Genomic DNA, 26714 nt, shown 5'->3' with positions numbered 1-26714 from the left:
CCTCCAGTCGCTGGAACCCGCGACGCTGTCCCCCGTGACCGCATCGCACACCGGAGATCATCCCGCGCTGACGATCGGCCGGCTGGCCGAGCGGACCGGGGTGCCGGTACGCACGATCCGCTTCTGGTCGGACGAGGGCCTGGTGCCCGCCGATCGCAGCGCGTCGGGCCACCGGGTGTACGACGCGGCCGCGGTGGCCCGCCTCGACCTGGTCCGGACGCTGCGCGAGCTGGGCCTGGGGCTGGACGACGTGCGCGCCGTGCTGTCCCGCCGACGGGGGGTCGGCGAGGTGGCGCAGGCGCACGTACGGGCCCTGGAGAGCCGGATCCGCGAGCTCAAGGCACAGCGCGCGGTGTGCGTGCTGCTCGCGCGGACCGGCACCGACGACACCCAACCCGATGAGAGGACCGTGACCCTGATGAACGATCTCGCCCGGCTGTCCGCCGCGCAGCGGCAGAACCTGATCGACGAGTTCGTGACCGAGACCTTCGCCGGCACCGACCCGGACGCCCCGGGCGCCGGCATCGCCGACGGGATGCGGACGCTGCCGTCCGAGCTGCCCGACGACCCGACGCCCGAGCAGGTCGGGGCGTGGGTCGAGCTCGCGGAGCTGGTCGCCGATCCCGGCTTCCGGGCCCGCTGCCGGGAGATGGCCGTCGCCGGATCCGATGCCACCGCCGAGCACCGGCAGCTGGATCCGGCCGCCGTGATCGAGCACGCGGGGGGTGCCGAGACCGCGGGGATCGATCCGGCGTCCGCCGAGGCGGCCGCCGTGCTCGCCCGGATCCCCGGCGTCGACGGGCTCGGCCCCGCCGAGCGGATCCGCACGGCGGAGACCATCGAGCTGTTCTCCGACCGGCGTGTCGAGCGCTACTGGACGCTGCTCGGCACGCTCAACGGCTGGCCCGGCCGGGAGCCGACGATCCCGGCGTTCGAGTGGGTGGCCCGGGCGCTGCGCGCTCAGGCCTCCCAGCCGTAGAACACCCGCTCGACGACGGCGCGGGCCCGCCGGGTGGTGCGCCGGTAGTCGTCGAGGAACACCCCCGGGTCGCCGCCCGCCGGATAGCCGAGCGCGGCGGCGACGGCGGCCAGCTCCCGCCCCGAGCGCGGGAGCTGGTCGCCCGGCTTGCCCTTCACCAGCATGATGGCGTTGCGGGCGCCGGTCGCGGTCCGCCAGCCCTCCTCGAGCTCGCGGGCGTCGTCGTCGTCGATCAGGCCGGCCTCGGCGGCCTCCCGCAGCCCCTCCAGGGTCGAGGTGGTCCGCAGCTCCGGCAGGTCGCCCGCGTGCTGCAGCTGCAGCAGCTGCACCGTCCACTCGACGTCGGCGAGCCCGCCCAGGCCGAGCTTGGTGTGCGTGGACCGGTCCGCGCCGCGGGGCAGCCGCTCGGCGTCCACCCTGGCCTTGATCCGGCGGATCTCGGCGACCGAGGAGTCCGCGATCCCGTCGGCCGGGTAGCGGATCGGGTCGATCATGGCGGTGAACTCCCGGCCGAGCGTGCGGTCGCCGGCGATCGGCCGGGCCCGCAGCAGCGCCTGCGCCTCCCACACCTCGGCCCAGCGGGCGTAGTACTCGCGGTAGGACGCCAGCGTGCGCACCATCGGGCCGGACCGGCCCTCCGGGCGGAGATCGGCGTCCACCGGCAGCTCCGGGTCCGGGCTCGGCGAGCCCAGCAGCCTGCGCACCTTCTCCACCACCCGGGTGGCCCACCGGACGGCGTCGTGGTCGCTGACGCCCTCCGCCGGGGCGCACACGAACATCACGTCGGCGTCGCTGCCGTAGCTCGACTCGCCGCCGCCGAGCCGGCCCATCCCGATCACCGACAGCAGCGCCGACCGCTCCTCCTCCGCCCGCAGCACGGCGTCCAGCGTGGACGCGATCACCGCCTCGTTCACCGAGTTCAGCGCCGCGCACACCTCGTCCACCTCGACCAGGCCGAGCAGGTCGGCGCAGGCGATGCGGAGCATCTCGTGCCGCCGGTAGGAGCGCGCCGAGGCGACCGCGGCCTCCGGGGTGCTCTGCCGGGCGACCGTCGTGCGCAGCGCCACCGACACCTCGGCCGGGTCCCGGGTGAGCTCCGGGCTCTGCACGCCGGAGGACGTGGCGAGCATCCGCAGCACCTCGGGCGCACGCTGCAGCAGGTCCGGGACCAGCGCGGACGTCCCGAGCAGCGTCATCAGCCGCTGGGCGACGGCGCCCTCGTCGCGCAGCAGCCGCAGGTACCACGGCGTCGCCGCGAGCGCCTCGGACACCCGGCGGTAGGCGAGCAGCCCACGGTCCGGGTCCGGGCTGTGGGACAGCTCGTCGAGCAGCACCGGCAACAGCGCGCGCTGGATCGACGCGGCCCGCGACACCCCGCCGGTGAGCGCGCGCAGGTGCCCGAGCGCGCCCTCCGGCGACGCCCAGCCGAGCGCCTTCAACCGGGCCTTCGCCGCGTCCGGCGACAGCACGGCGTCCGCCTCCTCCCCCGCCAGCCGGGAGACCGCGGAGAGCAGCGGCCGGTAGAACAGCTTCTCGTGCAGCCGGCTGACCCGCCGCGCGTTGCGCTGCCACTCGGTGACCAGCACCCCGACGACGTCGCGCCGGCCGTCCGCCCGGATCCGCGCCGAGCGGGCCAGCCAGCGCAGCGCGTCGGTGTCGTCGGCGGCCGGCAGCAGGTGGGTGCGGCGCAGCTTCTGCAGCTGCAGCCGGTGCTCCAGCAACCGCAGGAAGCGGTAGGACGCGGCCAGGTTCGCGCCGTCGTCGCGCCCCACGTAACCGCCCGCGGACAGCGCCGCGAGCGCGACGAGCGTGTTGCCCGAGTGCAGGGTGTCGTCGCTGCGGCCGTGCACCAGCTGCAGCAGCTGGACGGCGAACTCGACGTCCCGCAGCCCGCCGCGACCCAGCTTCAGCTCGCGTTCGCGCTGGTGGGACGGGATGTTCTCGACGACGCGGGTGCGCATCGCCTGCACCTCGGCGACGAAGTCGTCGCGGCTCGACACCTGCCACACCATCGGCGCGAGCGCGTCGACGTAGGCCTTCCCGAGATCGGGGTCGCCGGCGATCGGGCGGGCCTTGAGCAGCGCCTGGAACTCCCAGGTCTTCGCCCAGCGCCGGTAGTAGGTGACGTGCCCGTCCAGGGTCCGGACGAGCGCGCCCTGGCGGCCCTCCGGCCGGAGGTTCGCGTCGACCTCGAAGCAGGCCTCGCCGGCCACCCGCATCACCCGGGCGGCCAGCTTCGTCGCCGGCTGGGTCAGCTCGCCGCCGGGCTCGGTGACGAACACGACGTCGACGTCGGAGACGTAGTTCAGCTCCCGGCCGCCGCACTTGCCGAGCCCGATGATCGCCAGCCGCAGCTCGTCCGGCGGGTCCTGCTCGGCGGCCGCGACGGCGAGCGCCGCGGTCAGCGCGGCCTCGGCGAGATCGGCGAGCTGCGCGGCGACGTCGTCGACCTCCATCACCGGCAGCGCCGGGTCGCCGACCGCGGCGAGATCGGCCGACGCCAGCCCGAGCAGCTCGTCGCGGTAGGCGCAGCGCAGCGCGGCGACCGCGTCGGCGCCGGTGAGGGTGGCCCGGGCGCCGCCGGGGGTGCCCGGTGTCGGGGCGGCCGGATCGGCGCCGACGGCGCGCAGCAGGTTCGCGGAGCGCCGGGCCAGGTCCGGCGGCGGGTTCCCGCGGTCCGGCGTGTCGGCGAGCAGCTCCCAGCGGTCCGGGTGCAGGACGAGGTGGTCGCCGAGCGCGGTGGACGAGCCGAGCGTTGCGAAGAGCCGTCCGCGCAGGCCCCGGTCGGTGCGCAGGGTCCGGTCGATCTCACGCCAGGGCGGGGTCTGCGCGAGCCGCTCGACCGCGCGCAGCGCGAGATCCGGATCGGGGCTGCGGGCCAGCGCCCACATGATCTCCTCGCAGCCGGCGACCGGTGCGTCGCCGTCCCACCAGCCCAGTTCCCGCAGCATCGCGTCCGCGCCCTGGCCGGTGAGGCCGAGCCGGGCCAGCGACGTCCCCGTCCGCCGTTCCATCACGACTGCCGATCCTGCCCCATCACGCCCCGGTCACGGCACGGTCCCCGCGGCCGGTCGGTCCGGACCCGCTTGCCGGGCGACGGCCGCCCGCCGACGCCCCACCCACCCCGCGCCGGTCGGGGGCGCCGCTCCGGGTCCGCACAGGATTCCGCACCTCGCACGGGCAGGACAGGCGCGTACGGACGGTCGGGGCGCACGGGCGATCGGGAACGGGTGGTCAGGGCGTGGCGACCGGGTCGCGGTCGGGATCCGCCAGGGCGTCGAACAGGGCGTCGAGGGTTCCGGCCGAGGGCAGGTGACCGGGCTCGACCTGCTCCAGCAACCGGCCGCCGGGGACCAGCGCGATGGTGTCCTCCACCGCGTCGAACGGGACCTGGTCGTCGCCGCGGGAGTGCCACGCGGTGATCGGGCGGAGCACGTCGGCCGGGGTGAAGCCCCACCGACGGACCTGCAGCCGGGCCTCCCTGGCCGGGCCGGCGTACCCGGTCGCCAGGTTCGCGGCCAGCGCCCGCTGCATCGGAAGGTGCCCGGCGAACGCGGCGACGAAGCGGTCGTGCTCACCCGCGAAGTACGACCCGACCTGTTCGGGGTCACCGGTGCCGAAGAACTCCCAGGCCCGCAGGGACGCGTCGGGATAGTGGCCGCGGACGGCGTCGTCGTACACGTAGGGCAGACCGGACAGCAGCCACCCGGCCCGCACCCGCTCCGGGCGGAGCGCGGCGAGAGCGTAGGTGTAGGGCGCGCCCGCCGAGATGCCGACGACGTCCGCCGGGGCGCCGAGCAGCTCCAGCAGCGGGTCGACGATCCCCGCCCAGTCGGCCACCGATCGCATCTGCGCGGGTGCCGACCCGCCGTACCCCGGTCGCTCGACGGCGACCAGCCGGATGCCGGCCCGATCCGCCCGGGCGGCCCAGACCTCACCCAGTTCGGCCGACCCGAACAATCCGTGCTGCAGCAGGACCGGGGGCCCGTCGGCCCGCCCGTACTCGGCGTAGCCGAGGGGCAGCCCGTGCCCGCCGATCAGTGTCCGTCGCTCTCCCACGGCCACATCGTAGGCAAGGCATGCCTTACTTCACGACCCGATGACGGCCGTCACGCGGATCTCCACCCGCATCGCGGCCAGTCCGAGCGCGGTCACCCCGGTCTGGGTCCACACCGGCGCCCGGCCGCCCAGGCGCGCCCTGAACTCGCGGGTCATCACGTCGTTGTGGTCGGCGCCGATGGCGTCCGCGCCCGGCGTGAGCTTGTGGTACGAGTTCACGTGCACCACGTCCGCCCAGCTCGCGCCCGCCGCGGCCAGCGTGCGGCCGACGTTGTCGAACGCCCCCACGATCTCCCGCTCCAGGTCCTCCGGGATCGCGAGCCCGTCGTCCCAGCCGCCCTGGCCGGAGATCTCGACCCGGTCCCCGATCCGCACCGCCTGGCTGTACCCGAGCTGCTCGCGCAGCACCTCGCCGTACCCGGGGGTGGCGTGGAACGACACGGCCGTATTCACTTCACTCATGAACTCAAGCTACAACTCATGACTTCACATGTAAAGTGATCGCCATGGAGACCGGAGACACCGGCAACGACCTGCGCTGGCTCGACCCGGACGAGAAGGAGGCCTGGACCGGGCTGCTGTCCCTGCTCCTGCTGCTGCCCGGCCGGCTCGAGTCGCCGTTGCAGCAGGCGCACGGGCTCACCCTGTTCGAGTACCTCGTGCTCAGCCACATGTCCGAGGCGCCGCAGCGGCGGCTGCGCATGAGCGAGCTCGCCTTCCTCGCGAACGGCTCGCTGTCGCGGCTCTCGAACGTGGTGAAGCGGCTCGAGCGGCGCGAGTGGGTCGAGCGGTCGCCCGACCCCGACGACGGCCGCTACACGATCGCCGCACTCACCGGGGCGGGGCTCGCCGTGCTGCAGGACGCGGCCCCGACCCACCTGCGGTCGGTCCGCGAGCTGGCCCTGGACCGCCTGGACGCCGACGACCGGGCGGCGCTCGCCCGGATCGCCGGCCGGCTGCGGGTACGCCCCAGGGAGTTCTGACGCCCCTCCCCCGCGACGCCGGCGGGGTCGCCGGGCAGGCCGCTCAGTCCGCGCCGGGCGGGAGGAGGTCCACGTCGTGCAGCGCCGGCTGCCGCACCACCTCGGCCGGGCCCGGCCTGCTCCCACTGCCCGTCTCACCGACCGCCTTCGCTCGCCGGCCCTGGTGATCCCCTGCGGGACCGGGCCGCGGCACGATCCCGGAGTGGGATCCCGCTACAGCACCGGGAGGTACGTGGCGAGCTCGTGCGGCGTCACGTTCCGCCGGTAGGCGTCCCACTCGGCGCGCTTGTTGCGCAGGAAGAAGTCGAACACGTGCTCGCCGAGGTACTCGGCGACCAGCTCGGAGCGCTCCATGACGTCCAGCGCCTCGGTCAGGTTCTGCGGCAGCAGCTCGTAGCCCAGCGCCTTGCGCTCGGTGTCGGTGAGCGCCCAGACGTCGTCCTCGGTGGCCGGCGGCAGCTCGTAGCCCTTCTGGATGCCGGTCAGCCCGGCGCCCAGGATGACCGCGTAGGCCAGGTACGGGTTGCACGCCGAGTCCAGCGTGCGGACCTCGATCCGGCGCGACGACGACTTGCCCGGCGAGTACATCGGCACCCGGACCAGCGCGGAGCGGTTCGCGTGCCCCCAGGAGACCGCGGTCGGCGCCTCGCCGCCGGTGATCAGCCGCTTGTAGGAGTTGACCCACTGGTTGGTGACGGCGGTGATCTCCCGGGCATGCTTGAGCACGCCCGCGACGAACGCCTTGCCGGTCGCGGACAGCTCGTACGGGTCGTCCGGGTCGTGGAAGGCGTTGTGGTCGCCCTCGAACAGCGAGAAGTGGGTGTGCATCGCCGAGCCGGGGTGCTCGGAGAACGGCTTGGGCATGAACGACGCCCGCACCCCCTGGGTCAGCGCGACCTCCTTCACGACGTAGCGGAACGTCATGAGGTTGTCGGCCATGGTCAGCGCGTCGGCGTAGCGCAGGTCGATCTCCTGCTGGCCGGGCCCGCCCTCGTGGTGGCTGAACTCGACCGAGATGCCCATCGACTCCAGCGTCTCGATGGTGTTGCGCCGGAAGTGCGGCGCGACGTCGTGGCTGGCCTGGTCGAAGTAGCCGCCGGAGTCGGCGGGGACCGGGCGGGTGCCGTCGTCGGGCAGGTCGCGCAGCAGGTAGAACTCGATCTCCGGGTGCACGTAGCAGGTGAACCCGGCCTCGCCGGCCTTGTTCAGCGCGCGGGTCAGCACGTGCCGCGGGTCCGCCCAGGACGGCGAGCCGTCCGGCATCGCGATGTCGCAGAACATCCGCGCCGAGTAGTGCTCGCCGGAGGCGGTCTCCCAGGGCAGCACCTGGAACGTCGACGGGTCCGGCTTCGCGACCATGTCCGACTCGTAGACCCGGGCGAAGCCCTCGATCGCGGAACCGTCGAAACCGATCCCCTCGGCGAAGGCCCCCTCCAGCTCGGCCGGGGCGATGGCCACCGACTTGAGGTAGCCGAGCACGTCCGTGAACCACAGACGGACGAATCGGATGTCGCGCTCCTCGAGCGTGCGGAGAACGAACTCCTGCTGGCGGTCCATGCGGCGGAGCCTAGGAAGTCCGTGTTACGCGGAAGTTACCGGGGTGTGCGGGTGCCCCGAGCGGGGCGCCCACCACCCGGCCGGGTCCCGGCGTCACGACGGCATCAGGGTGCACTCGGCGCCCTCCTCCGGCACGGTCAGGTTCACCAGGTAGTCGATCGCGAGCCGGTCCACGCACGGGTCTCCCTGCAGGGACGCGGTGTGCTGCTCGCCGTTGACCGAGATCAGGCTGCCGCCGAGCTGGCCGGCCAGATCGACCCCGGCCTGGTACGGCGTGGCCGGGTCACCGGTGACCGACACCACGACGACCGGCGGGAGCCCGTCGACCTGTGGCGTGTGCGGCTCGCTGGTCGGCGGCGCCGGCCAGAACGCGCAGGCGTCCCGCGCGCCGACCGGCCCGCGCCCGGTGGACCGGAACGGCGCCGCCTCGTCGGCCTGGGTGGCGAGCTCGAGCGCCTCGGCGGGCTCGGTCAGCGCCGGCTGGTTCACGCAGGTGATCGCCTGGAACGCCTGCAGCATGTTGGAGTACTCGCCCTGCGCGTCGCGCCGGTGGTAGAGGTCGGCGAGCTGCATGAGGAAGTCGCCGTTGCCGTTCGCCACCTGGGAGATGCCCTGCTGCAGGGCGGGCCACAGCTGGGAGACGTAGAGCGCCTGGCTGACCCCGGTCTGCGCGTCGTTGAAGCTCAGCATCCGGCCGTCGCCCGCCGGGACCGGTTCGTCGATCAGCGGCTGCATGATCGCCTGGAACGCGGCCGTGGCCTGCGCCGGGTCGGTGCCGAGCGGGCAGTTCTCCCGGGTGGTGCAGTCCTTGGCGAAGTTGTCGAAGGCGAGCTGGAACCCGGCGTTCTGCTTGACCGTGGACTCGATCGTGGTCTGCGTCGGGTCGACCGCGCCGTCGAGCAGCAGCGCCCGCACGTTCTGCGGGAACGCCTCGGCGTACGCGGTGCCCAGCTCGGTGCCGTAGGAGAACCCGGCGTAGGTCAGCTGCTCGTCGCCGACCACGGCGCGCAGGATGTCCATGTCCTTCGCGACGTCCCGGGTGCCGACGTTGGCCAGCACGTCGGCGCCGGTGCGCTCGGTGCACCGCTCGGCGAACTGCCTGCTGTGCGCCTCGGCGGCGGCAACGCCCTCCGGCGAGGGATCGGCGAAGACCTTCGCCCGGTCCTCGTCGTTCTCCTGGTCGGTCAGGCACTCGATGAGCGGCACGCTGGCGCCGGTGCCGCGCGGGTCGAACCCGATCAGGTCGAACCGGTCGCCCAGCCCGTTCGCCGCCCAGCTCGACGCCTGGCCCGCCATGAACGAGGTGCCCGACGCGCCCGGCCCGCCCGGGTCGGTGAACAGCGAGCCGATCCGGTCGCCGGTGGCCTTCTTGCGCAGCAGCGCGATCTGCATCGTCTCGCCGCCGGGCTCGGCGTAGTCCTGCGGGACGGTGACCCGGGTGCAGTCGAGCTCCGGATCGGCGTAGGCCGGCTGGTCCTCGGTGGTGGGCGCGTAGTCGGCGCACGGGCCCCAGGTCAGCTCCTGGCCGTAGAACTGCTCCAGCCCCGGCTCGGCGGGCGCCTGCGCCTCGTCGGTACCGGTCCCGGCGTCCGAACAGGCACCGACCAGCACCAGGACCGCCGCCCCGAGGGCCCCGATGCCGGCCGCCCGCCCGCGGCGCCGCACCGGCAGGGCCCCGGGACGCGATGGTGACGCGGGTCCGCCGACCCGGGGACGCAGCATTCGGGGGAGCATGTCCGGAGCATGCCATCGACCCCCGACGGTTCCGGACGCGGCACCGGCCGGTGAGCGTTCCCACACCGCCGCCCACCGCGGCGTCCCCGCTGCCACCCTGGAATGGCCATCGACGGCGAACCCGGGGACCCGTGACCAGCGCGGGCCTCGAGGACGGAAGGAGCTCACCGATGAGCGCACAGGACCTGGGCACACAGGACCACGGCGAGGTCACCGCGCCCTACCGGGCCCCCGCGGCACCGCCGAGGCGGACCCGCGTGCACCACCTGCTGCAGTGGAAGCAGGAGGGCAGGCGCTGGCCGATGCTCACCGCCTACGACGTCTACACCGCGGAGATCTTCGACGACGCCGGCATCCCGGTGCTGCTGGTCGGCGACTCGGCGGGCAACAACGTGTTCGGCCACGACAACACCATCCCGGTCACGGTGGACGAGCTGCTCCCGCTGACCCGCGCCGTGGTGCGCGGGGCGCGCAGCGCGCTGGTGGTGGCGGACCTGCCGTTCGGCAGCTACCAGGTCTCCCCCGCCCAGGCCCAGGAGACCGCGTTCCGGTTCATGAAGGAGGCCGGTGCGCACGCGGTGAAGCTGGAGGGCGGCGCCCGGTTCGCACCGCAGGTCGAGGCGCTGACCGCGTCCGGCGTCCCGGTGATGGCGCACCTGGGCTTCACCCCGCAGAGCGAGCACGCGCTGGGCGGGTTCCGGATCCAGGGCCGCGGCGACGGCGCGGACCGGCTCGTCGAGGACGCGCTGGCGCTGCAGGAGGCCGGCGCGTTCGCCGTGGTGCTGGAGATGGTGCCCGCCGACGTCGCGAAGCGGGTCACCGCCGAGCTGCGGATCCCGACCGTCGGGATCGGTGCCGGCCCGGAGTGCGACGCCCAGGTGCTCGTCTGGTCGGACATGGCCGGGATGAACCGCGGGCGGGTGCCGCGGTTCGTGCGCCGCTACGCCGACGTCGGCGGGGTGCTGCACGACGCGGCCGCCGCGTTCGCCGCCGAGGTGCGCGACGGCGAGTACCCGGCCGAGGAGCACAGCTACCACTGACGACCACTGACGCCGCCGGTCCGGTCCCGGCTCCGCCGGGGTCACCGGGGACGCGGCGCGGCGGCAGGGATCCCCGGGATACCGGGGATCCCGCCGCCGGCGCGGTGCCGGGCGAGCATCCGGACGGCCGGGTTCTCCCGGCGCTCCAGCAGCGCCCGCAGCAGCGCCAGCCGCTCGCCGTGGCCGGGCTCGCCGCGCAGCGCGGCCGCCGCGGCGTCGAGCACCGCCTGCGAGCCGCTGCGGACCGCCGGGTCCGACCAGCCGCGCAGCGCGGCCCGGCGGTGCGCGGCCGCGTCCGGGGTGCGCCGGCGGCCGGTCAGGGTGTCGTCGCGCAGCACCCCGGTGAGCAGGCTGAGCAGCGCGCCGGGCAGCCCGCCCCGGCCGCCCTCGGCCGGCTCCTCCCCCGGCACCGCCGCGATCGCGTCGAACGCCTTGAACTCGATCCGGCCGATCTCGCCCGGGATGCCGGCGTGCCGGGTCAGGCTCGGGTCGGTCGGCGGGAGCGCCGCGCCCGGCTCCAGGTAGGCCAGCGCGGCCGGGCGCGGCCCGGTCCGCCGGGACGTCCGCGCCGACTCGCCGCCCCACGGCCGCCCCTCCCGGAACGGCGACGAGAACGACCACGGCACCAGGTAGGGGCTGTAGTAGGTGAGCTTGGCGGCGGCGTCGGCCAGCATCGCCGGGTCGGTCCCGGCCTCCGGGAACGACAGGTTCAGGTCCGGCCCCCAGGTGACCATGTGCAGGTGGGCGGTCCGCTCCTCGGGCGAGGACGCCATCAGCTCGCGCTCGTGCGCGTTGGCCGGCGGGTCCAGGTGGTAGGCCGAACGGCCGGGATGGAAGCCGAGCGCGACCGGGCGCAGCCCGTGCCGGCCGGCGACCTCGGCGAGCAGCCGCGCGTCGGCGCACAGCGCGGACTCGGCGGCGTCCACCGAGTCGTGCACGACGGTGCGGATCTCGATGCCCTTCGGATCGAACCGCCACAGCCCGCCGTGCTCGTCGAGCCGCTCGTAGCCCTCGGCGTACCACCGCTTGCGCCGGATCCCGGCGTCCCCGATCCGCAGGTCGGCCTGGCCGTCCGGGAGATCGGGCAGCTCGTCGACGACGGCGGCGACCTCGGCGTGGGTCAGCGTCGTGAAGTCGGCGAGCGAGCCGTCCGCCCGCAGCAGGGCGAGCTCGTGCTCGATGCCGTATCGCGCCGGTCCCCGCACCGATCACCCCCGGTTCGCCGCTCATGAGCCCTGAGTGAGCGCTGGACGAGCCTACCGGCGCCGATGGTCCGTCCGGATGTGATCCGAACCGGACGTGCTCACCCGTTCCGCCCTGGACAACATCGCGCCGAGCGGTCAGCCTGGTGACGGCGGCCACACCAGGTCCGCCCGGGAACCCCGGATCACGGGAGGCGTCATGAGGCTGGGCCGCAAGATCTCCGAGGGATTCGCCGTGGACCACGAGGCCGACCGGGTCGCCGCGGCGCAGGAGGGCCCCCGGCCCACCGCCACCGACCCCGAGTTCGCGGACTGGGCACCGGCCGATCACGAGCACCCGGCGCGCTCGGGGTCCCGCGAGGACTGATCGACGTGCGCGCTCCGTTCCGTCGACTGCCGCGGGAACACCCGACCGGCCCGCTGGACGGGCACAAGCTGGCCTTCCCGATGCTGTCCGCGGACGGCACGATGGCCGGCTTCAGCGGCGTCACCCTCGGCCGGGCGCACGTCTACCGCACCGTCGACGACGCGGTGTGCGCGCACGGCTGCCGGCACGCCTGCCCGTCCCGCTGGTGCGACTGCGGCTTCTACTGCTTCCACTCCGACTCCGACGCCCGGGAGCTGGCCTGCGCGCCGGAGCACCAGGGCTCGGTGCTGCTGGAGGTCGCGGTGTCCGGCCGGTTCCGCCGCTACGAGCTGGGCCTGCGCTACTCCCGGCAGCGGGTCCGGTCGGTCCGGATGCGGCCCTGCCGGTGCGGCGTGCCGGTGTCCGCGCTCGCCGACACCGGCGCCGGGCAGCGGGGCTGGCGCCGGCTCGAACCGGTCTGTGCCCGCTGCGCGGGCGCCCGGCCGGTGCTCACCCCGGACCGGTTCGCCCGGCTGGCCGGGATCGAACTGCTGCCCGACGACGTCCCGGCCGGCCCGCTCACCCCGATCGGCGCCCGCGCCGCCGGCGCCGATCCGGATCGGCTGCTCGACGACTCGGCGTTCGGCGGCCGGGACGAGATCGAGGGCGACGCGGTCGCGACGGCCGGGGCGGTCGCGGTGCTCACCGCGGAGATGGCACTGCTGCAGGCCCGGCTCGACGAGATGGCCCGCCAGCTCGGCCGGGCCACCGCACGGCTCGACGAGCTGGAGGGGCGGGACTGAGCCGGACCGGATCGGGCCGGGTCGGGCTCGGGGTCGTCAGAGCCAGGACGGCAGCGGCCCCGGCAGGTTGCCCGCGGCGTCCCGCAAACCCTTGCCGAACGGCCTGCCGAGCAGCCAGGCGATCAGGTCCGGTGCGCGGCCGCGCACCGTCCCCAGGTCCGCCGGGGCCGAGCCGTCGGTCCCGGCCGGGCCTGGCCCGAACTCCAGCACCTGCCCGGTGCGCGACTCCTCCAGCCGGACGTGCGGGCAGCCGGGCCTGCGCTCCAGGTGCCCGACGACGTCGGCGACCAGCACCCGCCGCATCGGGATCGGCAGGTCCTTGAACGACGCCCCGACGTCGAGATCGACGGCGTGGATCCAGACCTCCCTGGCGCGCAGCCAGGGCACCGCGGTGACCGGGATCCCGGCGCCCTGCGCGGTCCGGACCCGGGCCGACCAGGCCCGGGCCGGCATCGCCCGGACGGCGTCGGCCAGCCGGTCGGAGGAGGCGACGACGTCGGCCCGGATCTCGTCGGCGGAGCGCGCGGCACCGGCCTCGATGTCGGCGTCGCGGGCCGCCGCGCTGCGGTAGGCGGGCGTCTCGATCCCGGTCCGGGCCCAGGTCAGCAGGTTGCGCATCGCGTCGGCGTTGCGGGCGACGTGGGTGAGCACGTGCGCCCGCGTCCAGCCGGCGAGCAGCGACGGCGCGGTGAGCGCGTCGCCGCCCATCCGGGTCATCAGGCCCCGCAGGTGGGCCTGGCCGTCACCGGCCCAGGCCAGCGAGTCGGCCAGCGGCGGCGGGACGGTGGGTCGTGCGGCGGGAGGGTCCCCACTCACCGCACGGACCGGCAGACGTTGCGGCACTCGCCGACCCCGTCCACCGCGGTGACGATCTCGCAGCCGTCGGTCAGGTAGCGCGGCGGCGTGCGGGCGTCGCCGACACCGCCCGGGGTCCCGGTGGCGATGACGTCGCCGGGGTTCAGGGTCAGGATCGTCGACAGGTACACGACCAGGTCGACGACGCCGAACACCAGCTGGTCGGTGGTCGAGTCCTGCATGATCTCGCCGGCCAGCTCGGACCGGATGCGCAGCGCGCCGCCGTCCGCCGGGTCGGCGGGCAGCTCGTCCGGGGTGACCAGCTCGGGGCCCAGCGGGGTGGAGTGCTCCCAGGTCTTGCCCTGCAGGAACTGCTTGGTGCGCCGCTGGTAGTCGCGCATGCTGACGTCGTTGAGCACGGTGTAGCCGGCGATCGCGGCCCGGGCGGCCTCGGCGTCGGCGTGCCGGACCGACCGCCCGATGACGACGGTCAGCTCGGCCTCGTAGTCGACCCGGTCGGACTCGGCGGGCAGCTCGATCTCGTCCCGGGCGCCGATCAGCGCGGGCGCGAACTTGCCGAAGATCGTCGGGTACTCGGGCAGCTCGTTGCCCATCTCCAGCACGTGGTCGCGGTAGTTCAGCCCGACACAGATGATCTTCTCGGGGCTCGGGACGAGCGGCGCGTGATCCAGGTTCGCGGCGTCGTGCACCGGGCCGTCGGCGCCGGTGGCGTGCTCGAACCAGTCCGGGCGCTCCAGCAGCGCACGGACGTCGGCCTCCCCGGTCTCGACGGCGGTGTCGCCGTCGACACGCACCGCCCGGTGCCCGGTCGCGGTCCGGATCGTCGCCAGCCTCATCGTGTGCGCGTCCCTCCAGTGAGTCCGTCGGCGGTATCGCCTGCGTCCGGCTGAGAGTCTGCGGCACCGGCTCCGGCGGCCCCACCCCAGGGGTGGGGTCGCCGTCCGGCTCAGATGGCGCCGGCCTCGTCGTCGGCGGCCTCGCCGCCGCGCACCGGGAGCCCGTCGAACACCGCGGGCGGCTCCCGCCAGGCGTCCTGCGGGGCGCCCTGCCGGGCGGCCGTGACGGCCCGCCACACCCGCTCCGGGGTGCACGGCAGGTCGACGTGCCGCACGCCGAGATCGGCCAGCGCGTCCACCACCGCGTTCTGCACGGCCGGCGTCGACCCGATCGTCGCGGACTCGCCGATCCCCTTGGCGCCCAGCGAGTTCAGCGGGGTCGGCGTCTCGGTGGTGGCCACCTCGAAGGAGAGCATGTCGGCCGCGGTCGGGATCGTGTAGGCGGCCAGGCTGGAGGTCAGCGGCTGGCCCTCGTCGTCGAACAGCACCTGCTCGTGCAGCGCCTGCGCGATGCCCTGGGCCAGGCCGCCGTGCTGCTGGCCCTCGACGAGCAGCGGATTGAGGATCCGCCCGCAGTCGTCGACGGCGACGTGCCGCAGCGGGGTGACCCGCCCGGTGCCGGTGTCGACCTCGACCACCGACACGTGCGCGCCGAACGGGAACGTCGCCCCGTCCTGCTGGGAGTCCAACCCGACGTGCAGCTCCTCCCCGGCCTGCGCGGCCTGCCGGTGCACCTCGCTCCAGCCGACGGTCGGGCCGCCGGGCACGCCGGTGACGCCGAACCGGCCGTCGTCGGTGATCAGCACGTCGTCGGCGGAGGCCTCCAGCAGCGCGGCGGCGAGCTTGCGGGCCCGCTCGTACAGCTCGTGCGCGGCCTCGGCGACCGCGGTGCCGCCCAGCTGCAGCGAGCGCGATCCGCCGGTCCCGGCGCCGCGCGGGACGAGCGCGGTGTCCGACTGCACGTACCGGATGTTCTCCAGCGGGATGCCGAGCCGGTCGGCGACCAGCATCGAGAACGACGTCGCATGCCCCTGGCCGTGCGCCGAGGTGCCGGCCGACACGGTGGCCGTCCCGTCCTCGTGCACGGTCACCGAGCCGTACTCGCCGCCCCCGCCGCCGGCGGTCACCTCGACGTAGGCGGCGACCCCGATGCCGAGCCGGACCGGGTCCCCGGCCGCCCGCCTGCGGGCCTGCTCGGCGCGCAGCTCGTCGTACCCGGCGATCCGCAGCGCCTCGCGCAGCGGCAGGTCGTAGTCGCCGACGTCGTAGGTCGCGCCGGTCGGCGTGGTGTGCGGGAACGCGGCCGGATCGAGCAGGTTGCGCCGGCGCAGCTCCACCGGGTCGATCCCCAGCTCGGCGGCGGCGACGTCGACCAGCCGCTCCAGGTGCGCGGCCGCCTCCGGGCGGCCGGCGCCGCGGAACGCGCCCATCGGGGTGGTGTTGGTCAGCGCGGCGACCGCGTCGTAGCGCAGCGCCGGGATGTCGTAGACCCCGGTCGCCATCAGGTAGGTGGTGCGCAGCGGCAGCGCGCCGCCGAACCCGGCGTACGCGCCGGCGTCGCCGATCACCCGGGCGCGCAGTCCGGTCATCCGGCCGTCCCGGGTCAGGCCCAGCTCGTAGTACCCGACCTGGCCGCGCCCGTGCGGCATCGAGACCAGGTTCTCCGAGCGGGTCTCCACCCAGGTCAGCGGGCGGCCCAGGGCGCGCGCGGCGACGACGGTGGCGGTGTGCTCGGCGAGCACGCCGGCCTTCGCGCCGAACCCGCCGCCGACGTGCGGCGCGATCACCCGGACGTCGCCGGGCTCCAGCCCGAGCAGGCCGGCGATCTGCGCGCGGAAGCCGTGCGGCATCTGGGTGGAGACGTGCACGGTGAGCGCGAACTCGTCGCCGGGGCCGCCGGGTTCGACGGCGATCGCGTTGCCCTCCAGCGGCACGGCCGCCACCCGCTGGTTCTCCATCCGGGCCCGGACGACGATCTCGGCGCCGGCCAGCGGGTCCGGCCCGGGACCGCGCTCACCGCCCGCGAGGTTGCTGCCCAGCTCCGGGAACTGGAGCTCGGCGCCGTCGGCCAGGGCGGCCTCCGGGTCGGTGACGGCGGGCAGCGGGTCGTAGTCGACCTCGACGAGCTCGGCGGCGTCCACCGCGGCCGCGCGGCTCTCGGCGACGACCAGCGCGACCGCCTCGCCGACGAACCGGACCCGGTCGGTCGCCAGCGGCGGGCGCGGGGTCCGCGGGTTCAGCACCATCAGGCCGTGGTGCGCGGGCAGGTCGAGATCGGCGGCGGTGTACACGGCGAGCACCCCGGGCGCCGCCGCGGCGGCGGCCGTGTCGATGCCGGTGACCAGCGCGTGCGCCAGCGGCGACCGGACGAAGACGACGTGCGCCAGCGACTCGCGGCGCAGGTTGCCCACGTAGGTGCTGCGACCGGTGATCAGGTCGGCGTCCTCGACGCGACGGACCGATGTTCCGAGGATCGAACCAGGCATGTGACCCACGCTACCGGACAACCGGAGGGCCGTCCGGTTAGCCGGGCGCAGCGGCCGGGGTCACGTCGTCGCGTGCGTCTCCACCTGCGGTCGCGCACCGGGCCGGCCCGGTAGCGTCCCGGCCATGCCCGAGTTCCACCACACCGACGTGCTCCCGCTCGGCCCGGACGACACCGAGTACCGCGAGCTCGACCTGCCCGCGGGCGCCGTGACCGAGGCCGCCGGACGCACCTTCCTCGAGGTGCCGCCGGAGACGATCACCGGTCTCGTCCGCGCCGCCGTCACCGACATCCAGCACCTGCTGCGGCCGTCGCACCTGCGCCAGCTGCGCGCCATCGTCGACGACCCGGAGGCGAGCGGCAACGACCGGTTCGTCGCCACCGACCTGCTGCGCAACGCCTGCGTCTCGGCCGGCGGGGTGCTGCCGATGTGCCAGGACACCGGCACCGCGATCGTGGTCGGCAAGAAGACCGAGACCGTGCTGACCGGCGGCGACGACGAGGCCGCCGTCTCGCGCGGCGTGTTCGAGGCCTACCAGGAGCTCAACCTGCGCTACTCGCAGATGGCGCCGCTGAGCTTCTGGGACGAGAAGAACACCGGGACCAACCTCCCGGCCCAGGTCGAGCTGTACGCCAAGCCCGGCCTGGACCCGTACTACGAGTTCCTGGTCATGGCCAAGGGCGGCGGCTCGGCCAACAAGACCTTCCTCTACCAGGAGACCAAGGCGCTGCTGAACCCGAAGCGGCTCGCCACCTTCCTCGACGAGAAGCTGCGCTCGCTGGGCACCGCGGCCTGCCCGCCGTACCACCTCGCGATCGTCGTCGGCGGCATGTCGGCCGAGTACAACCTGAAGGTCGCCAAGCTCGCCTCGGCCCGCTACCTGGACAACCTCCCCACCGAGGGGTCCGAGCTCGGGCACGCGATCCGGGACACCGACCTGGAGCAGCAGGTGCTGGAGCTGACCCGCAACTTCGGGATCGGCGCCCAGTTCGGCGGCAAGTACTTCTGCCACGACGTGCGGGTGATCCGGCTGCCCCGGCACGGCGCCTCGCTGCCGGTCGGGGTGGCCGTCTCCTGCTCGGCCGACCGGCAGGCCAAGGCGAAGATCACCCCGTCCGGGGTGTACCTGGAGCAGCTGGAGCGCGACCCGGCGCAGTACCTGCCCGAGGCCACCGACGCCGACCTGTCCGACGAGGTCGTGCGGATCGACCTGAACCGGCCGATGGACGAGATCCGGGCCCAGCTATCGCAGCTGCCGGTGAAGACCCGGCTGTCGCTGACCGGGCCGCTGGTCGTCGCCCGCGACATCGCGCACGCCAAGATCGCCGAGCGGCTCGACGCCGGCGAGCCGATGCCGCAGTACCTGCGCGACCACGCGGTGTACTACGCGGGCCCGGCGAAGACCCCGGAGGGCTACGCGTCCGGCTCGTTCGGCCCGACCACGGCCGGCCGGATGGACTCCTACGTGAAGCAGTTCCAGGAGGCCGGCGGGTCGCTGGTGATGCTCGCGAAGGGCAACCGGTCCACGCAGGTGGTGGACTCCTGCGCGGCCAACGGCGGCTTCTACCTGGGCTCGATCGGCGGCCCGGCCGCCCGGCTGGCCCAGGACTGCATCCGCAAGGTCGACGTGCTCGAGTACCCGGAGCTCGGCATGGAGGCGGTCTGGAAGATCGAGGTCGAGGACTTCCCGGCGTTCGTCGTGATGGACGACAAGGGCAACGACTTCTTCGCCGACACCTCCACCCCCACCCTGCAGGTGTCGTTCCGCAGCTGACCGCGGCCGGCCCCGCCGCCCGGTTCAGGCCAGGCGGCGGGGGCCGGCGTCGCGCCGGCTGGGCGGGCGGCCGACCGTCACCCTGGCCCCGGTGACGAAGGCACCCTCCGGGGAGGCCAGCACCGGGTCCAGGGACAGCGACCGGATCTGCGGGATGTCCTCGGTGAGCCGGCCGACCCGCAGCACGACGTCCTCCAGCGCCGCGGTGTCCACCGGCTCGGTGCCGCGGTAGCCGGTCAGCAGCGGGGCGGCGCGGGGCGCCCGGATCAGCCGCCGCGCGTCCTCGGTGGACACCGGCAGCACCCGGTAGGCGCGGTCGTCGAGCAGCTCGGTGGCCATCCCGGACAGGCCGAAGGCGAGCAGCGAGCCGAACGACGGGTCGTCGACGACCTCCAGCTTGCAGGACGTGCCCTTCGGCGCCATCCGCTGCACGTACACCTCCTGCGACCCGGTGACCCGGGACAGCTCGGCGTGCGCCGCCCGCACCGCGTCGGCCGAGACGAGATCGAGCCGGACACCGACGAAGTCCCCGCGGTGCCGCCACTCGTCGGCGGTCGCCTTGATCACCACCGGGTAGCCGACCCGCTCGGCGGCGGCGACGGCGGCGTCCGCGCCGTCGGCCCGCTCGAAGGCGATGACCCGCAGGCCGTAGCAGTCGAGCAGCTCGACGGCCTCGGTGTCGGTCAGCTGGTGCTCGGCGTCCGGGTCGAAGGAGGCGACCAGCCGCCGGGCCCGTTCGGTGTCGATCCCCTCTGGGACGACGAACTCGCCGACCGGGGTGTTGCGCCACTCGGCGTACCGGGTGACCCGGCCGAGCGCCGACGTCGCCCGCTCCGGGCTCGCGTAGCTGGGCACCGAACCGCGGCCGGGGGTGCCGTCGGCCTGCGGCACGGACAGCTCCTCCGGTATCCCCTCGGCGGCGAGGAAGACCGCGAGCACCGGGACGCCCGCGCCGTCCGCGGCGTCGCGCAGCGCGTGCGCGTGCGCGGTGCCCTCGACCGCGACCGGTGGCACGAAGACCGCGATCAGCGCGTCCGGCCGGCCCGGGCCGTCCAGCGCGGAGCGCACCGCGGCCGCGAACTCCGCGGGCGAGGCGCGGGTGCCGACGTCGACCGGATCGGCGGCCGGTTCCAGCCCCTCGTCCAGCAGGCCGTCGGTGACGAGCAGGTTCACCGCGGTCGAGTTGCCGACGACGGACACCCGCCGTCCGTCGGGCAGCGGCTGGTAGGCCAGCAGCAGCGCGGTGTCGAACAGCTGCGGCAGGGTCTGCACCCGGATGACGCCGGACTGCTCGAACAGCGCCTGCACGCTCGGCTCGTCGATCGGCGCGGCGACCGAGGCCAGCGACGGCAGCGGCCCGGTGTGCCGGCCGGACTTCACCGCCACGATCGGCTTCGTCCGGGCCAGCCGGCGGGCGACCCGGGCGAACTTGCGCGGGTTGCCGAACGTCTCCAGGTAGAGCAGCACCTGGTCGGTCGCCGGGTCGGTCTGCCAGTACTGCATGAGGTCGTTGCCGGAGACGTCGGCCCGGTTGCCCGCCGACACGAACGACGACAGCCCCAGCCCGCGGCTGCGCGCGTTCGCCAGGATCGCGGTGCCCAGCGCACCGGACTGGCAGAAGAAGCCGGTGCTGCCCGGGCCGGGCAGCGCCGGGGCCAGCGTCGCGTTGAGCCGGACCGCCGGATCCGGGTTGGCGACGCCGAGCGCGTTCGGCCCGACCACCCGCATGCCGTGCGCGCGGGCCTCGGCGACCAGCCGGCGCTCGGCGACGGTGCCGCCGTCGTCGCCCGCGTCGGCGAACCCGGAGCTGATCACCACCAGCACCTTGACGCCCTTGGCCAGGCAGGAGTCCATGACCTCGTCGATGTTCGCCGCCGGGACGGCGACCACGGCGAGATCGACCTCGTCCGGGATGTCGATCACCGACGGGTAGGCGCGCACCCCGCGCACCGACCGGGCGTCCGGGTTGACCGGGTACACCGGGCCGGTGAACCCGGCCTGCAGCAGGTTGGACAGGACGGTGTGGCCGAGCTTGGTCTCGTCCGCCGAGGCACCGATCACCGCGACCGAGCCGGGGTGCAGCAGGTTCGCCACGCTGCGCGCCTCGGCGGCCTGCTCGCGGGAGTCGCGGACCGCGATCGACTTCTCGGTCGGGTCGATGTCGAACTCCAGGTGCAGCACGCCCTCCGCGAAGGCCCGCTTGACCTGGTAGCCGGCCTCCCGGAAGACGCGCACCATCGCGTGGTTCTCGACGAGCACCTCGGCCTCGAACCGGGACAGGCCGTTCTCCCGGGCGGCCGCGGCGAGATGCTCGAGCAGGATCGAGCCGAGCCCGCGGGACTGGTGGTCGTCGCGCACGACGAACGCGACCTCGGCGGAGGTGACGGGCTCGTCGGTCCCGGCGCCCTGCGAGACGGCCGCGCCGCCGCTCGCGGTCAGGCCCTCGTACCGGCCGACCGCGATGATCTCGTCGCCGAGCAGCGCCAGGAACGCGACCCGGGTGCGGTGGTCGACGACGGTGAACCGTTCCAGGTCGCGCGGCGAGATCCGCGGGTAGGGACCGAAGTAGCGCAGGTAGCGGGTGCGGTCGGACAGCTTGGCGTGGAAGGCGAGCAGGGCGTCGGCGTCGTCGGGGGTGATCGGGCGCAGATGCACGATCCCGCCGTCGGAGGCGACGACGTCGGCCTCCCACTGCCGGGGATAGGGGTAGGGGTGCTCGTGCTGCGGCTCGTCGTCGGGCATGGGTCCGTCCTGTCCGCCGCTCAGTCCCGCGGGTCGTCGGGTTCGAGGCCGTGCAGGGGGAACAGCGCACGGCGGGTCTCCAGGATGGCCGAGTCGACGCGCTCCCCGAACGACCCGCCCCAGCGCTCGAACGACGGGTCCGCGCCGTCGGACATGGAGACCGGCAGCGGCGCCCGGGTGTGGGTGGACGCCTTCGCCGTCCAGTCCGCCGGGATCGAGGTGTCCGGGTCGAGATCGCGGTCCAGCGCGACGGCCATCAGGTGCGTCCAGGAGCGCGGGACCACCCGGTACAGGGCGTAGCCGCCGCCGCCGAGGATCAGCCACTTCCCGCCGGCCGTGGTCTCGGCCAGCTCGCGCAGCGCGTGGTAGACGGCGCGGTGGCCGTCCACCGACATCTCCAGGTTCGCCAGCGGGTCCTCGGCGTGGGTGTCCGCCCCGCACTCGGTGACCAGCACCTGCGGCCGGAACTGCTCCAGCAGCGAGGGCACCACGCCGTGGAAGGCGCGCAGCCAGCCGGCGTCCCCGGTGCCCGGCGGGAGCGCGATGTTCACCGCGTAGCCCTCGCCGTCGCCGCGGCCCAGCTCGCCCGCCCAGCCGGTGCCCGGCCACAGGGTGAGCGGGTGCTGGTGCAGCGAGATCGTCATGACCCGCGGGTCGTCGTAGAAGGCGGCCTGCACGCCGTCGCCGTGGTGCACGTCGACGTCGAGGTAGGCGATCCGCTCGTAGCCCTGCTCCAGCAGCCAGGCGATCGCGACCGAGCAGTCGTTGTAGACGCAGAACCCGGCGGCCCGGTCGCGCATCGCGTGGTGCAGCCCGCCCGCCATGTTCACCGCCCGGTCGGCGCGGCCCTCGGCGATCTCCCGGGCGGCGCGCACCGAGCCGCCCGCGATCAGGGCGGCCGCCTCGTGCATCCCGAAGAAGATCGGGTTGTCGGAGGTGCCGAGCCCGTGCCCGACGCCGAACGGCGCCTCCGGCGCGGACCGGACCGCGGTCCGGTAGCCGGCGGTGTGCACCCGGTCGAGATCGGCCTCGGTCGCCGGCTCCGGCTCGATCAGCTCGACGCCGTCGAGCACACCCAGCCCGCGGGACAGCTCCATCATGAGCTCGAGCCGCACCGGGTTGAGGGGATGGTCGTCGGACAGCTGGTAGGTGAGGAACTCCGGTGTCCACACGACCGACGTGCGCGCGCTCATGGGAGGGGACCGTATGCCAGACGCGGGGTCACGGTCACTCCCGAGCGGCCCACGGCCGGTCGCCGGTGGCGGCGGGGCGCTGCGGATCCGAGCTCCACTCCGACCAGGAACCCGGGTAGAGCGCGGCCGGCGCGTCCGGCGTGGTGAGCCCGGACTCCTCCAGCGCGAGCACGATCGCGCAGGCGTTGATGCCCGAGCCGCAGTAGGCGCCGGCCGGTGTCCCCGGCGCCATCCCGGCCGCGCGGAACCGGTCGGCCAGCACGCCGGCGGCGGGCCAGCGCCCGTCCGGCCCGGCGGTGGCCGCCGCCGGGGTGTTGCGGGCGCCCGGGATGTGCCCGGCCCGCGGGTCCACCGGCTCGGTCTCGCCGCGGAACCGGGCCGCGGCGCGGGCGTCGAGCAGCACGCCGTCGCGGGCCAGCGCGGCCGCGCCGTCGGCGTCGACCACGGGCATCGCGCCCGGCCGGACGACCAGGTCGCCGGGCGGCGCCGGATCCGGCTCCGGGGCGTCGCCTTCGGTCCCGGCCACCGGCAGGCCGATCGCCTCCCAGGCGGTGAACCCGCCGTCGAGCACCCGGATCCGGCCGGGTGCGACGCCCGCCCAGCGCAGCAGCCACCAGGCGCGCGCGGCGACCGAGCCGTCGACGTCGTCGTAGGCGACGACGAGCTGGCCGGGTGCGTCGTCGCGGATCCCGGCGGCGCGCAGCACGGCCTGCAGCGCAGCGGGCCCCGGCAGCGGGTGCCGCCCGCCGGGCCCGGGTGCCGACGGACCGGCCGCCAGCTCGGTGTCGAGGTCGACGAAGACCGCACCCGGGATCCGGCGGGCCGCGTGGTCCCCGCGCCCGGGCGGGCCGAGCAGCCGCCATCGCACGTCGAGCAGCACGGGGCGGGTGGTCTCGGGCGGACCGGCCGCAGCCCCCGCGGTGGGGGCGAGCAGATCCGCGAGATCCTCGGGGGCGATCATGGAACCGGACACGCGCCCCATCCTGCCCCGGACGGGCGCACCGTGCCCGGGCGCCGGCCTGGGTAGACTGGCCACCGAATGAAGGGGCCCCACGTGAACGACCTCATCGACACCACGGAGATGTATCTCCGAACCATCTACGAACTCGAGGAGGAAGGCGTCGTCCCGCTGCGCGCGCGGATCGCCGAACGCCTCGGTCAGAGCGGCCCGACCGTCAGCCAGACCGTCGCCCGGATGGAGCGGGACGGGCTGGTCGTCGTGGCCGGGGACCGCCACCTCGAGCTGACCGACGACGGCCGCAGCCGGGCCGTCGCCGTCATGCGCAAGCACCGGCTGGCCGAACGCCTGCTGATCGACGTGATCGGCCTGGAGTGGGAGCTCGTCCACGCCGAGGCGTGCCGCTGGGAGCACGTCATGAGCGAGGACGTCGAGCGGAAGCTGCTCCGGCTGCTCGACAAGCCGACCGTGTCGCCCTACGGCAACCCGATCCCGGGCCTGGAGGAGCTGGAGCGGGGCGACGGGCTGTCCGCGTCCTCCTCGGTGCCGCCGGCGCTCGAGGTGGGGCTGCAGCGGCTCGACGAGCTGGCCCGCCGCGGCGGCGGCCGGGTCGAGGTGCGCCGGATCGCCGAGCACGTCCAGAACGACGCGGAGCTGATGGCCGAGCTCAAGCTGGCCGGGATCGTGCCGGGGCACATCGTGGAGGTCGGCTCCATCCCGCGGTTCGGCGATCCCGTCCCGGTGGTCACCGAGGGCGAGAAGGCCACCGTGGCCCCCCTGGTGGCGCACGCCGTCCTCGTCCGGGCGCAGTAGGCACCCCGCACCCCGGGGGCACGACGACGCACCGGGGGGCGGGGTGAGAGGCTCGCACCGTCGGATCGGCACGGTGGGAGGACCGGAGTGAAGCTGCTCGTCACCGGTGGGGCGGGGTACGTCGGCAGCGTGTGCGCGGCACACCTGCTCGCAGCCGGGCACGAGGTCGTCGTGCTCGACGACCTGTCCACCGGGCACCGGGACGCCGTGCCCGCCGGAGCGACCCTCGTCGAGGGCGAGCTGGGCGCGACCGCGGGCGAGGTCCTGGCCGGGGGCTCCTTCGACGGCGTGCTGCACTTCGCCGCACGGTCGCTGGTCGGTGAGTCGGTCGAGAAGCCGGAGCGGTACTGGGACGGCAACGTGGTCGCCTCGTTCCGGCTGCTGGAGGCGATCCGCGAGCACGCGGTGCCGCGGCTGGTCTTCTCCTCGACCGCGGCCACCTACGGCGAGCCGGACCGGGTGCCGATCCCGGAGACCGCCGCGACCCGGCCGACCAACCCGTACGGCGCGAGCAAGCTCGCCATCGACCACATGATGACCTCGTACGCGCACGCGCACGGCCTCGCCGCGACCAGCCTGCGGTACTTCAACGTCGCCGGGGCGCACGTGGGCGGCGGGCACCGGCTCGGCGAGCGGCACGCGACCGAGACCCACCTCATCCCGCTGGTCCTGCAGGTCGCCGCCGGCACCCGCGAGTCCATCTCGATCTACGGTGACGACTGGCCGACCCCCGACGGCACCTGCGTGCGCGACTACATCCACGTCGACGACCTGGCCGACGCCCACCTGCTCGCGCTGGACCACGCCACCCCCGGCCGGCACGACATCTACAACCTGGGCAGCGGGCACGGGTTCTCCGTGCTGGAGGTCGTCGAGACCTGCCGCCGGGTGACCGGGCACCCGATCCCGGCGGTCGTGGCGCCGCGCCGCCCCGGTGACCCGGCGGTGCTGGTCGCCGCCGGCGACCGGGCGGCCGAGCAGCTGGGCTGGAAGCCCTCGCGCACCGAGATCGAGCGGATCGTCGCCGACGCGTGGGAGTTCGCCCGCAGCCGCTGACCCGCTCACCGGGAGCCGCCCGGGCCGCCGGTGCCGAGCATCGCGGTGAGCAGCCGTCGCAGCCCGCCGGGGCCCGCGTACGGCGACCGCTCCCCCGGTGTCGTGGCGCCGCGCAGCGAGGTGTCCACCACCGCGGCGAGCACCTGGTCCGGCCGGTCGGTGAGCGCCCGTTCCACCGCGAGCGCGGCCAGCGGCCCGTCGCCGCGCAGCAGCGCGCAGACCGCCAGCAACGCCGCCGGATGCGCCCGCCCGGGCGCGGGCAGCGCGCGGGTCAGCGCCGCCCACAGCTGTTCGGCGTGCGGGGCCTGCGCCCCGAGGCACCGTCGCAGCGCCTCGTCCCGGAACGCCGGGTCGCCGAACGCGGCCCGGAACCGCCGGGCGGACCCGTCGTCGATCGCGAGCCGCCCCCGGGCGGCGTCGGCCAGCGCGGCGTCGAGCAGCGTGCGCCCGGCCGGGCCTCCGGACACGTCCACCGGCGGTGGCGGGTCCGCGGCCAGCCGCTCCCGGCGGGCGCGGTCGGTGGTACCGCCGGCCAGCTGATCGCGGACGGCCGCCCGGTCGGGGAGCACCGCCCGGCCCTCCAGCACCGCGGCGGCCGCCGCGAACGGGGTGGCGGCCGGGCCGGGCACCACCCCCGAGCAGTCGCACACCTGCCCCGGCAGCGGGTAGCAGCTCCAGCGGTCGCCCTCCCGGGTGCCGGCCGCCCAGAGCACGGCGAGCGGGACGATGCCGGCCCAGCCGAGCGCGCGGCGGGTGGCGACCGCGACGTCGCGGCGGGTGCGGCGGGCGGGCCGGGCCGGTGTCCGCGCACCCCGGACGACGACGGCCACCGCCTCCGCCGGGCCGTCCCCGGACAGCACCGACACCGCCTCGTCGCACACCCGGCGGACCTGGTGCGGGGCCGGCAGGTCGACCCGCAGGGTGAGCCCCACCCGCCGCCCGCCGCCCGGCCCGCCGATCGCGACCAGGACCAGCGAGTCCTCCGGATGGAAGCCGATCAGCACCGGGATCGCGGCCAGCACCTCCCCGGTGTCGCCGAGCCGCAGCCGTGGCCCGGCCGGGCCGCCGGCCGGCGGATCCGGCGGTGCGGCGCCCGGGCGCGGCCGGGCCGGTGCGGGGCTCGGCACCGGCGGATCCGCCGGTGGGGGAACCGGGCGGATCCCGGGCGGTGCGGCGGGATCGGGCTGGGCGGGGATCGTCATGCGGCGATCCTGCGACGGCGGGCCGGGTCCGCGACGGTGCCGGCCCGCGGGCTGTGGACAACCGGCCTCGCGACCACTTCCGGAGGGGGTCTCGTGGACAGGTCCGGCTCCGCGGGCCGCGGAGCGCCCGGACTG

At 75.1% G+C, this 26714-nt stretch carries 21 protein-coding genes; 8 read left to right on the top strand and 13 right to left on the bottom strand.

Translation table 11 applies throughout. The annotated features are described in order from the left end of the window. The first annotated feature begins 34 nt into the window (after positions 1-34). Positions 35-979: a MerR family transcriptional regulator gene (locus ABD160_RS29480; protein ID WP_344028716.1), complete on the top strand. Its 945-nt coding sequence runs from the start codon at positions 35-37 to the stop codon at positions 977-979. Here the strand turns inward: ABD160_RS29480 and ABD160_RS29475 are convergent. The 3 genes from ABD160_RS29475 to ABD160_RS29465 all read right to left on the bottom strand — a co-directional run bounded on the left by ABD160_RS29475 (position 961) and on the right by ABD160_RS29465 (position 5500). After that, positions 961-3993 (bottom strand): bifunctional [glutamine synthetase] adenylyltransferase/[glutamine synthetase]-adenylyl-L-tyrosine phosphorylase, encoded by a 3033-nt coding sequence (locus ABD160_RS29475; RefSeq protein ID WP_425563683.1) that lies wholly within the window; start codon positions 3991-3993, stop codon positions 961-963. The genes ABD160_RS29480 and ABD160_RS29475 overlap by 19 nt on opposite strands. A 220-nt stretch (positions 3994-4213) precedes the next feature. Further along, positions 4214-5038, bottom strand: coding sequence for an alpha/beta fold hydrolase (locus ABD160_RS29470; RefSeq protein ID WP_344028712.1), 825 nt, complete (start codon positions 5036-5038; stop codon positions 4214-4216). A 30-nt stretch (positions 5039-5068) separates the two neighbouring features. Continuing rightward, positions 5069-5500: a Rid family hydrolase gene (locus ABD160_RS29465; RefSeq protein ID WP_344028710.1), complete on the bottom strand. Its 432-nt coding sequence runs from the start codon at positions 5498-5500 to the stop codon at positions 5069-5071. A 44-nt stretch (positions 5501-5544) separates the two neighbouring features. Between ABD160_RS29465 and ABD160_RS29460 the strand changes: the two genes are divergently transcribed. After that, a complete protein-coding gene (locus ABD160_RS29460; RefSeq protein WP_344028708.1) occupies positions 5545-6021 on the top strand; it encodes a MarR family winged helix-turn-helix transcriptional regulator in 477 nt (158 codons plus the stop codon). A gap of 213 nt (positions 6022-6234) precedes the next feature. Here the strand turns inward: ABD160_RS29460 and glnA are convergent, their stop codons facing one another. Further along, entirely contained in the window at positions 6235-7578 is a 1344-nt protein-coding gene (gene glnA, locus ABD160_RS29455) for a type I glutamate--ammonia ligase (RefSeq protein ID WP_344028706.1), read from the bottom strand. A 93-nt stretch (positions 7579-7671) separates the two neighbouring features. Then, complete coding sequence (locus ABD160_RS29450; RefSeq protein WP_344028704.1) at positions 7672-9300, bottom strand: alpha/beta hydrolase; 1629 nt, start codon at positions 9298-9300, stop codon at positions 7672-7674. 182 nt (positions 9301-9482) lie between these two features. Between ABD160_RS29450 and panB the strand changes: the two genes are divergently transcribed. After that, positions 9483-10352, top strand: a complete 870-nt coding sequence (gene panB, locus ABD160_RS29445) for a 3-methyl-2-oxobutanoate hydroxymethyltransferase (RefSeq protein WP_344028701.1) — start codon at positions 9483-9485, stop codon at positions 10350-10352. Between the two features lie 41 nt (positions 10353-10393). Here panB and ABD160_RS29440 read toward each other — a convergent pair whose 3' ends face one another. Beyond that, positions 10394-11557: a glutamate-cysteine ligase family protein gene (locus ABD160_RS29440; RefSeq protein WP_344028699.1), complete on the bottom strand. Its 1164-nt coding sequence runs from the start codon at positions 11555-11557 to the stop codon at positions 10394-10396. Between the two features lie 196 nt (positions 11558-11753). Here ABD160_RS29440 and ABD160_RS29435 point away from each other — a divergent pair, with 196 nt between their 5' ends. Both ABD160_RS29435 and ABD160_RS29430 read left to right on the top strand, forming a co-directional pair. Continuing rightward, the gene (locus ABD160_RS29435) at positions 11754-11921 is read left to right on the top strand and encodes a hypothetical protein (RefSeq protein WP_344028697.1); all 168 of its coding nucleotides are present in this window, start codon (positions 11754-11756) and stop codon (positions 11919-11921) included. Positions 11922-11926: 5 nt separating this feature from the next. Beyond that, on the top strand, positions 11927-12703 hold the full coding sequence (locus ABD160_RS29430; protein ID WP_344028694.1) for a hypothetical protein: 777 nt from the start codon (positions 11927-11929) through the stop codon (positions 12701-12703). A 36-nt stretch (positions 12704-12739) separates the two neighbouring features. Here ABD160_RS29430 and ABD160_RS29425 read toward each other — a convergent pair whose 3' ends face one another. The 3 genes from ABD160_RS29425 to ABD160_RS29415 form a co-directional block, all read right to left on the bottom strand. Beyond that, positions 12740-13519 (bottom strand): maleylpyruvate isomerase family mycothiol-dependent enzyme, encoded by a 780-nt coding sequence (locus ABD160_RS29425; RefSeq protein ID WP_344028692.1) that lies wholly within the window; start codon positions 13517-13519, stop codon positions 12740-12742. Continuing rightward, positions 13516-14355: a fumarylacetoacetate hydrolase family protein gene (locus ABD160_RS29420; protein ID WP_344028689.1), complete on the bottom strand. Its 840-nt coding sequence runs from the start codon at positions 14353-14355 to the stop codon at positions 13516-13518. Before ABD160_RS29420 ends, ABD160_RS29425 begins: the two co-directional genes overlap by 4 nt. A 110-nt stretch (positions 14356-14465) precedes the next feature. Next, positions 14466-16841 (bottom strand): xanthine dehydrogenase family protein molybdopterin-binding subunit, encoded by a 2376-nt coding sequence (locus ABD160_RS29415; RefSeq protein WP_344028686.1) that lies wholly within the window; start codon positions 16839-16841, stop codon positions 14466-14468. Positions 16842-16965: 124 nt separating this feature from the next. Between ABD160_RS29415 and ABD160_RS29410 the strand changes: the two genes are divergently transcribed. Then, complete coding sequence (locus ABD160_RS29410) at positions 16966-18615, top strand: fumarate hydratase (protein WP_344028683.1); 1650 nt, start codon at positions 16966-16968, stop codon at positions 18613-18615. A gap of 24 nt (positions 18616-18639) precedes the next feature. On the opposite strand, the gene ABD160_RS29405 is transcribed toward ABD160_RS29410, so the two are convergent. The 3 genes from ABD160_RS29405 to ABD160_RS29395 are packed head-to-tail and all read right to left on the bottom strand — an operon-like array spanning position 18640 to position 23511. Further along, positions 18640-21357, bottom strand: a complete 2718-nt coding sequence (locus ABD160_RS29405) for a bifunctional acetate--CoA ligase family protein/GNAT family N-acetyltransferase (RefSeq protein ID WP_344028681.1) — start codon at positions 21355-21357, stop codon at positions 18640-18642. Positions 21358-21377: 20 nt separating this feature from the next. Beyond that, positions 21378-22550 (bottom strand): acetoin utilization protein AcuC, encoded by a 1173-nt coding sequence (locus tag ABD160_RS29400; protein ID WP_344028679.1) that lies wholly within the window; start codon positions 22548-22550, stop codon positions 21378-21380. Between the two features lie 34 nt (positions 22551-22584). Further along, positions 22585-23511, bottom strand: coding sequence for a sulfurtransferase (locus ABD160_RS29395; RefSeq protein ID WP_425563685.1), 927 nt, complete (start codon positions 23509-23511; stop codon positions 22585-22587). Between the two features lie 93 nt (positions 23512-23604). On the opposite strand from ABD160_RS29395, the gene ABD160_RS29390 reads away from it, so the two are divergent. Continuing rightward, the gene (locus ABD160_RS29390) at positions 23605-24321 is read left to right on the top strand and encodes an iron-dependent transcriptional repressor DtxR (protein WP_344028673.1); all 717 of its coding nucleotides are present in this window, start codon (positions 23605-23607) and stop codon (positions 24319-24321) included. An 87-nt stretch (positions 24322-24408) separates the two neighbouring features. Beyond that, a complete protein-coding gene (gene galE / locus ABD160_RS29385; protein WP_344028670.1) occupies positions 24409-25377 on the top strand; it encodes a UDP-glucose 4-epimerase GalE in 969 nt (322 codons plus the stop codon). Between the two features lie 5 nt (positions 25378-25382). Here the strand turns inward: galE and ABD160_RS29380 are convergent, their stop codons facing one another. Further along, a complete protein-coding gene (locus tag ABD160_RS29380) occupies positions 25383-26579 on the bottom strand; it encodes a DUF4192 domain-containing protein (protein WP_344028667.1) in 1197 nt (398 codons plus the stop codon). Positions 26580-26714 lie beyond the last annotated feature (135 nt).

This window comes from Pseudonocardia kongjuensis (genome assembly GCF_039526905.1).
GTDB lineage: Bacteria > Actinomycetota > Actinomycetes > Mycobacteriales > Pseudonocardiaceae > Pseudonocardia > Pseudonocardia kongjuensis.
The sequence above is the reverse complement of the archived record's forward strand: the minus strand, read 5'-3'. Positions and strand labels throughout refer to the sequence as shown.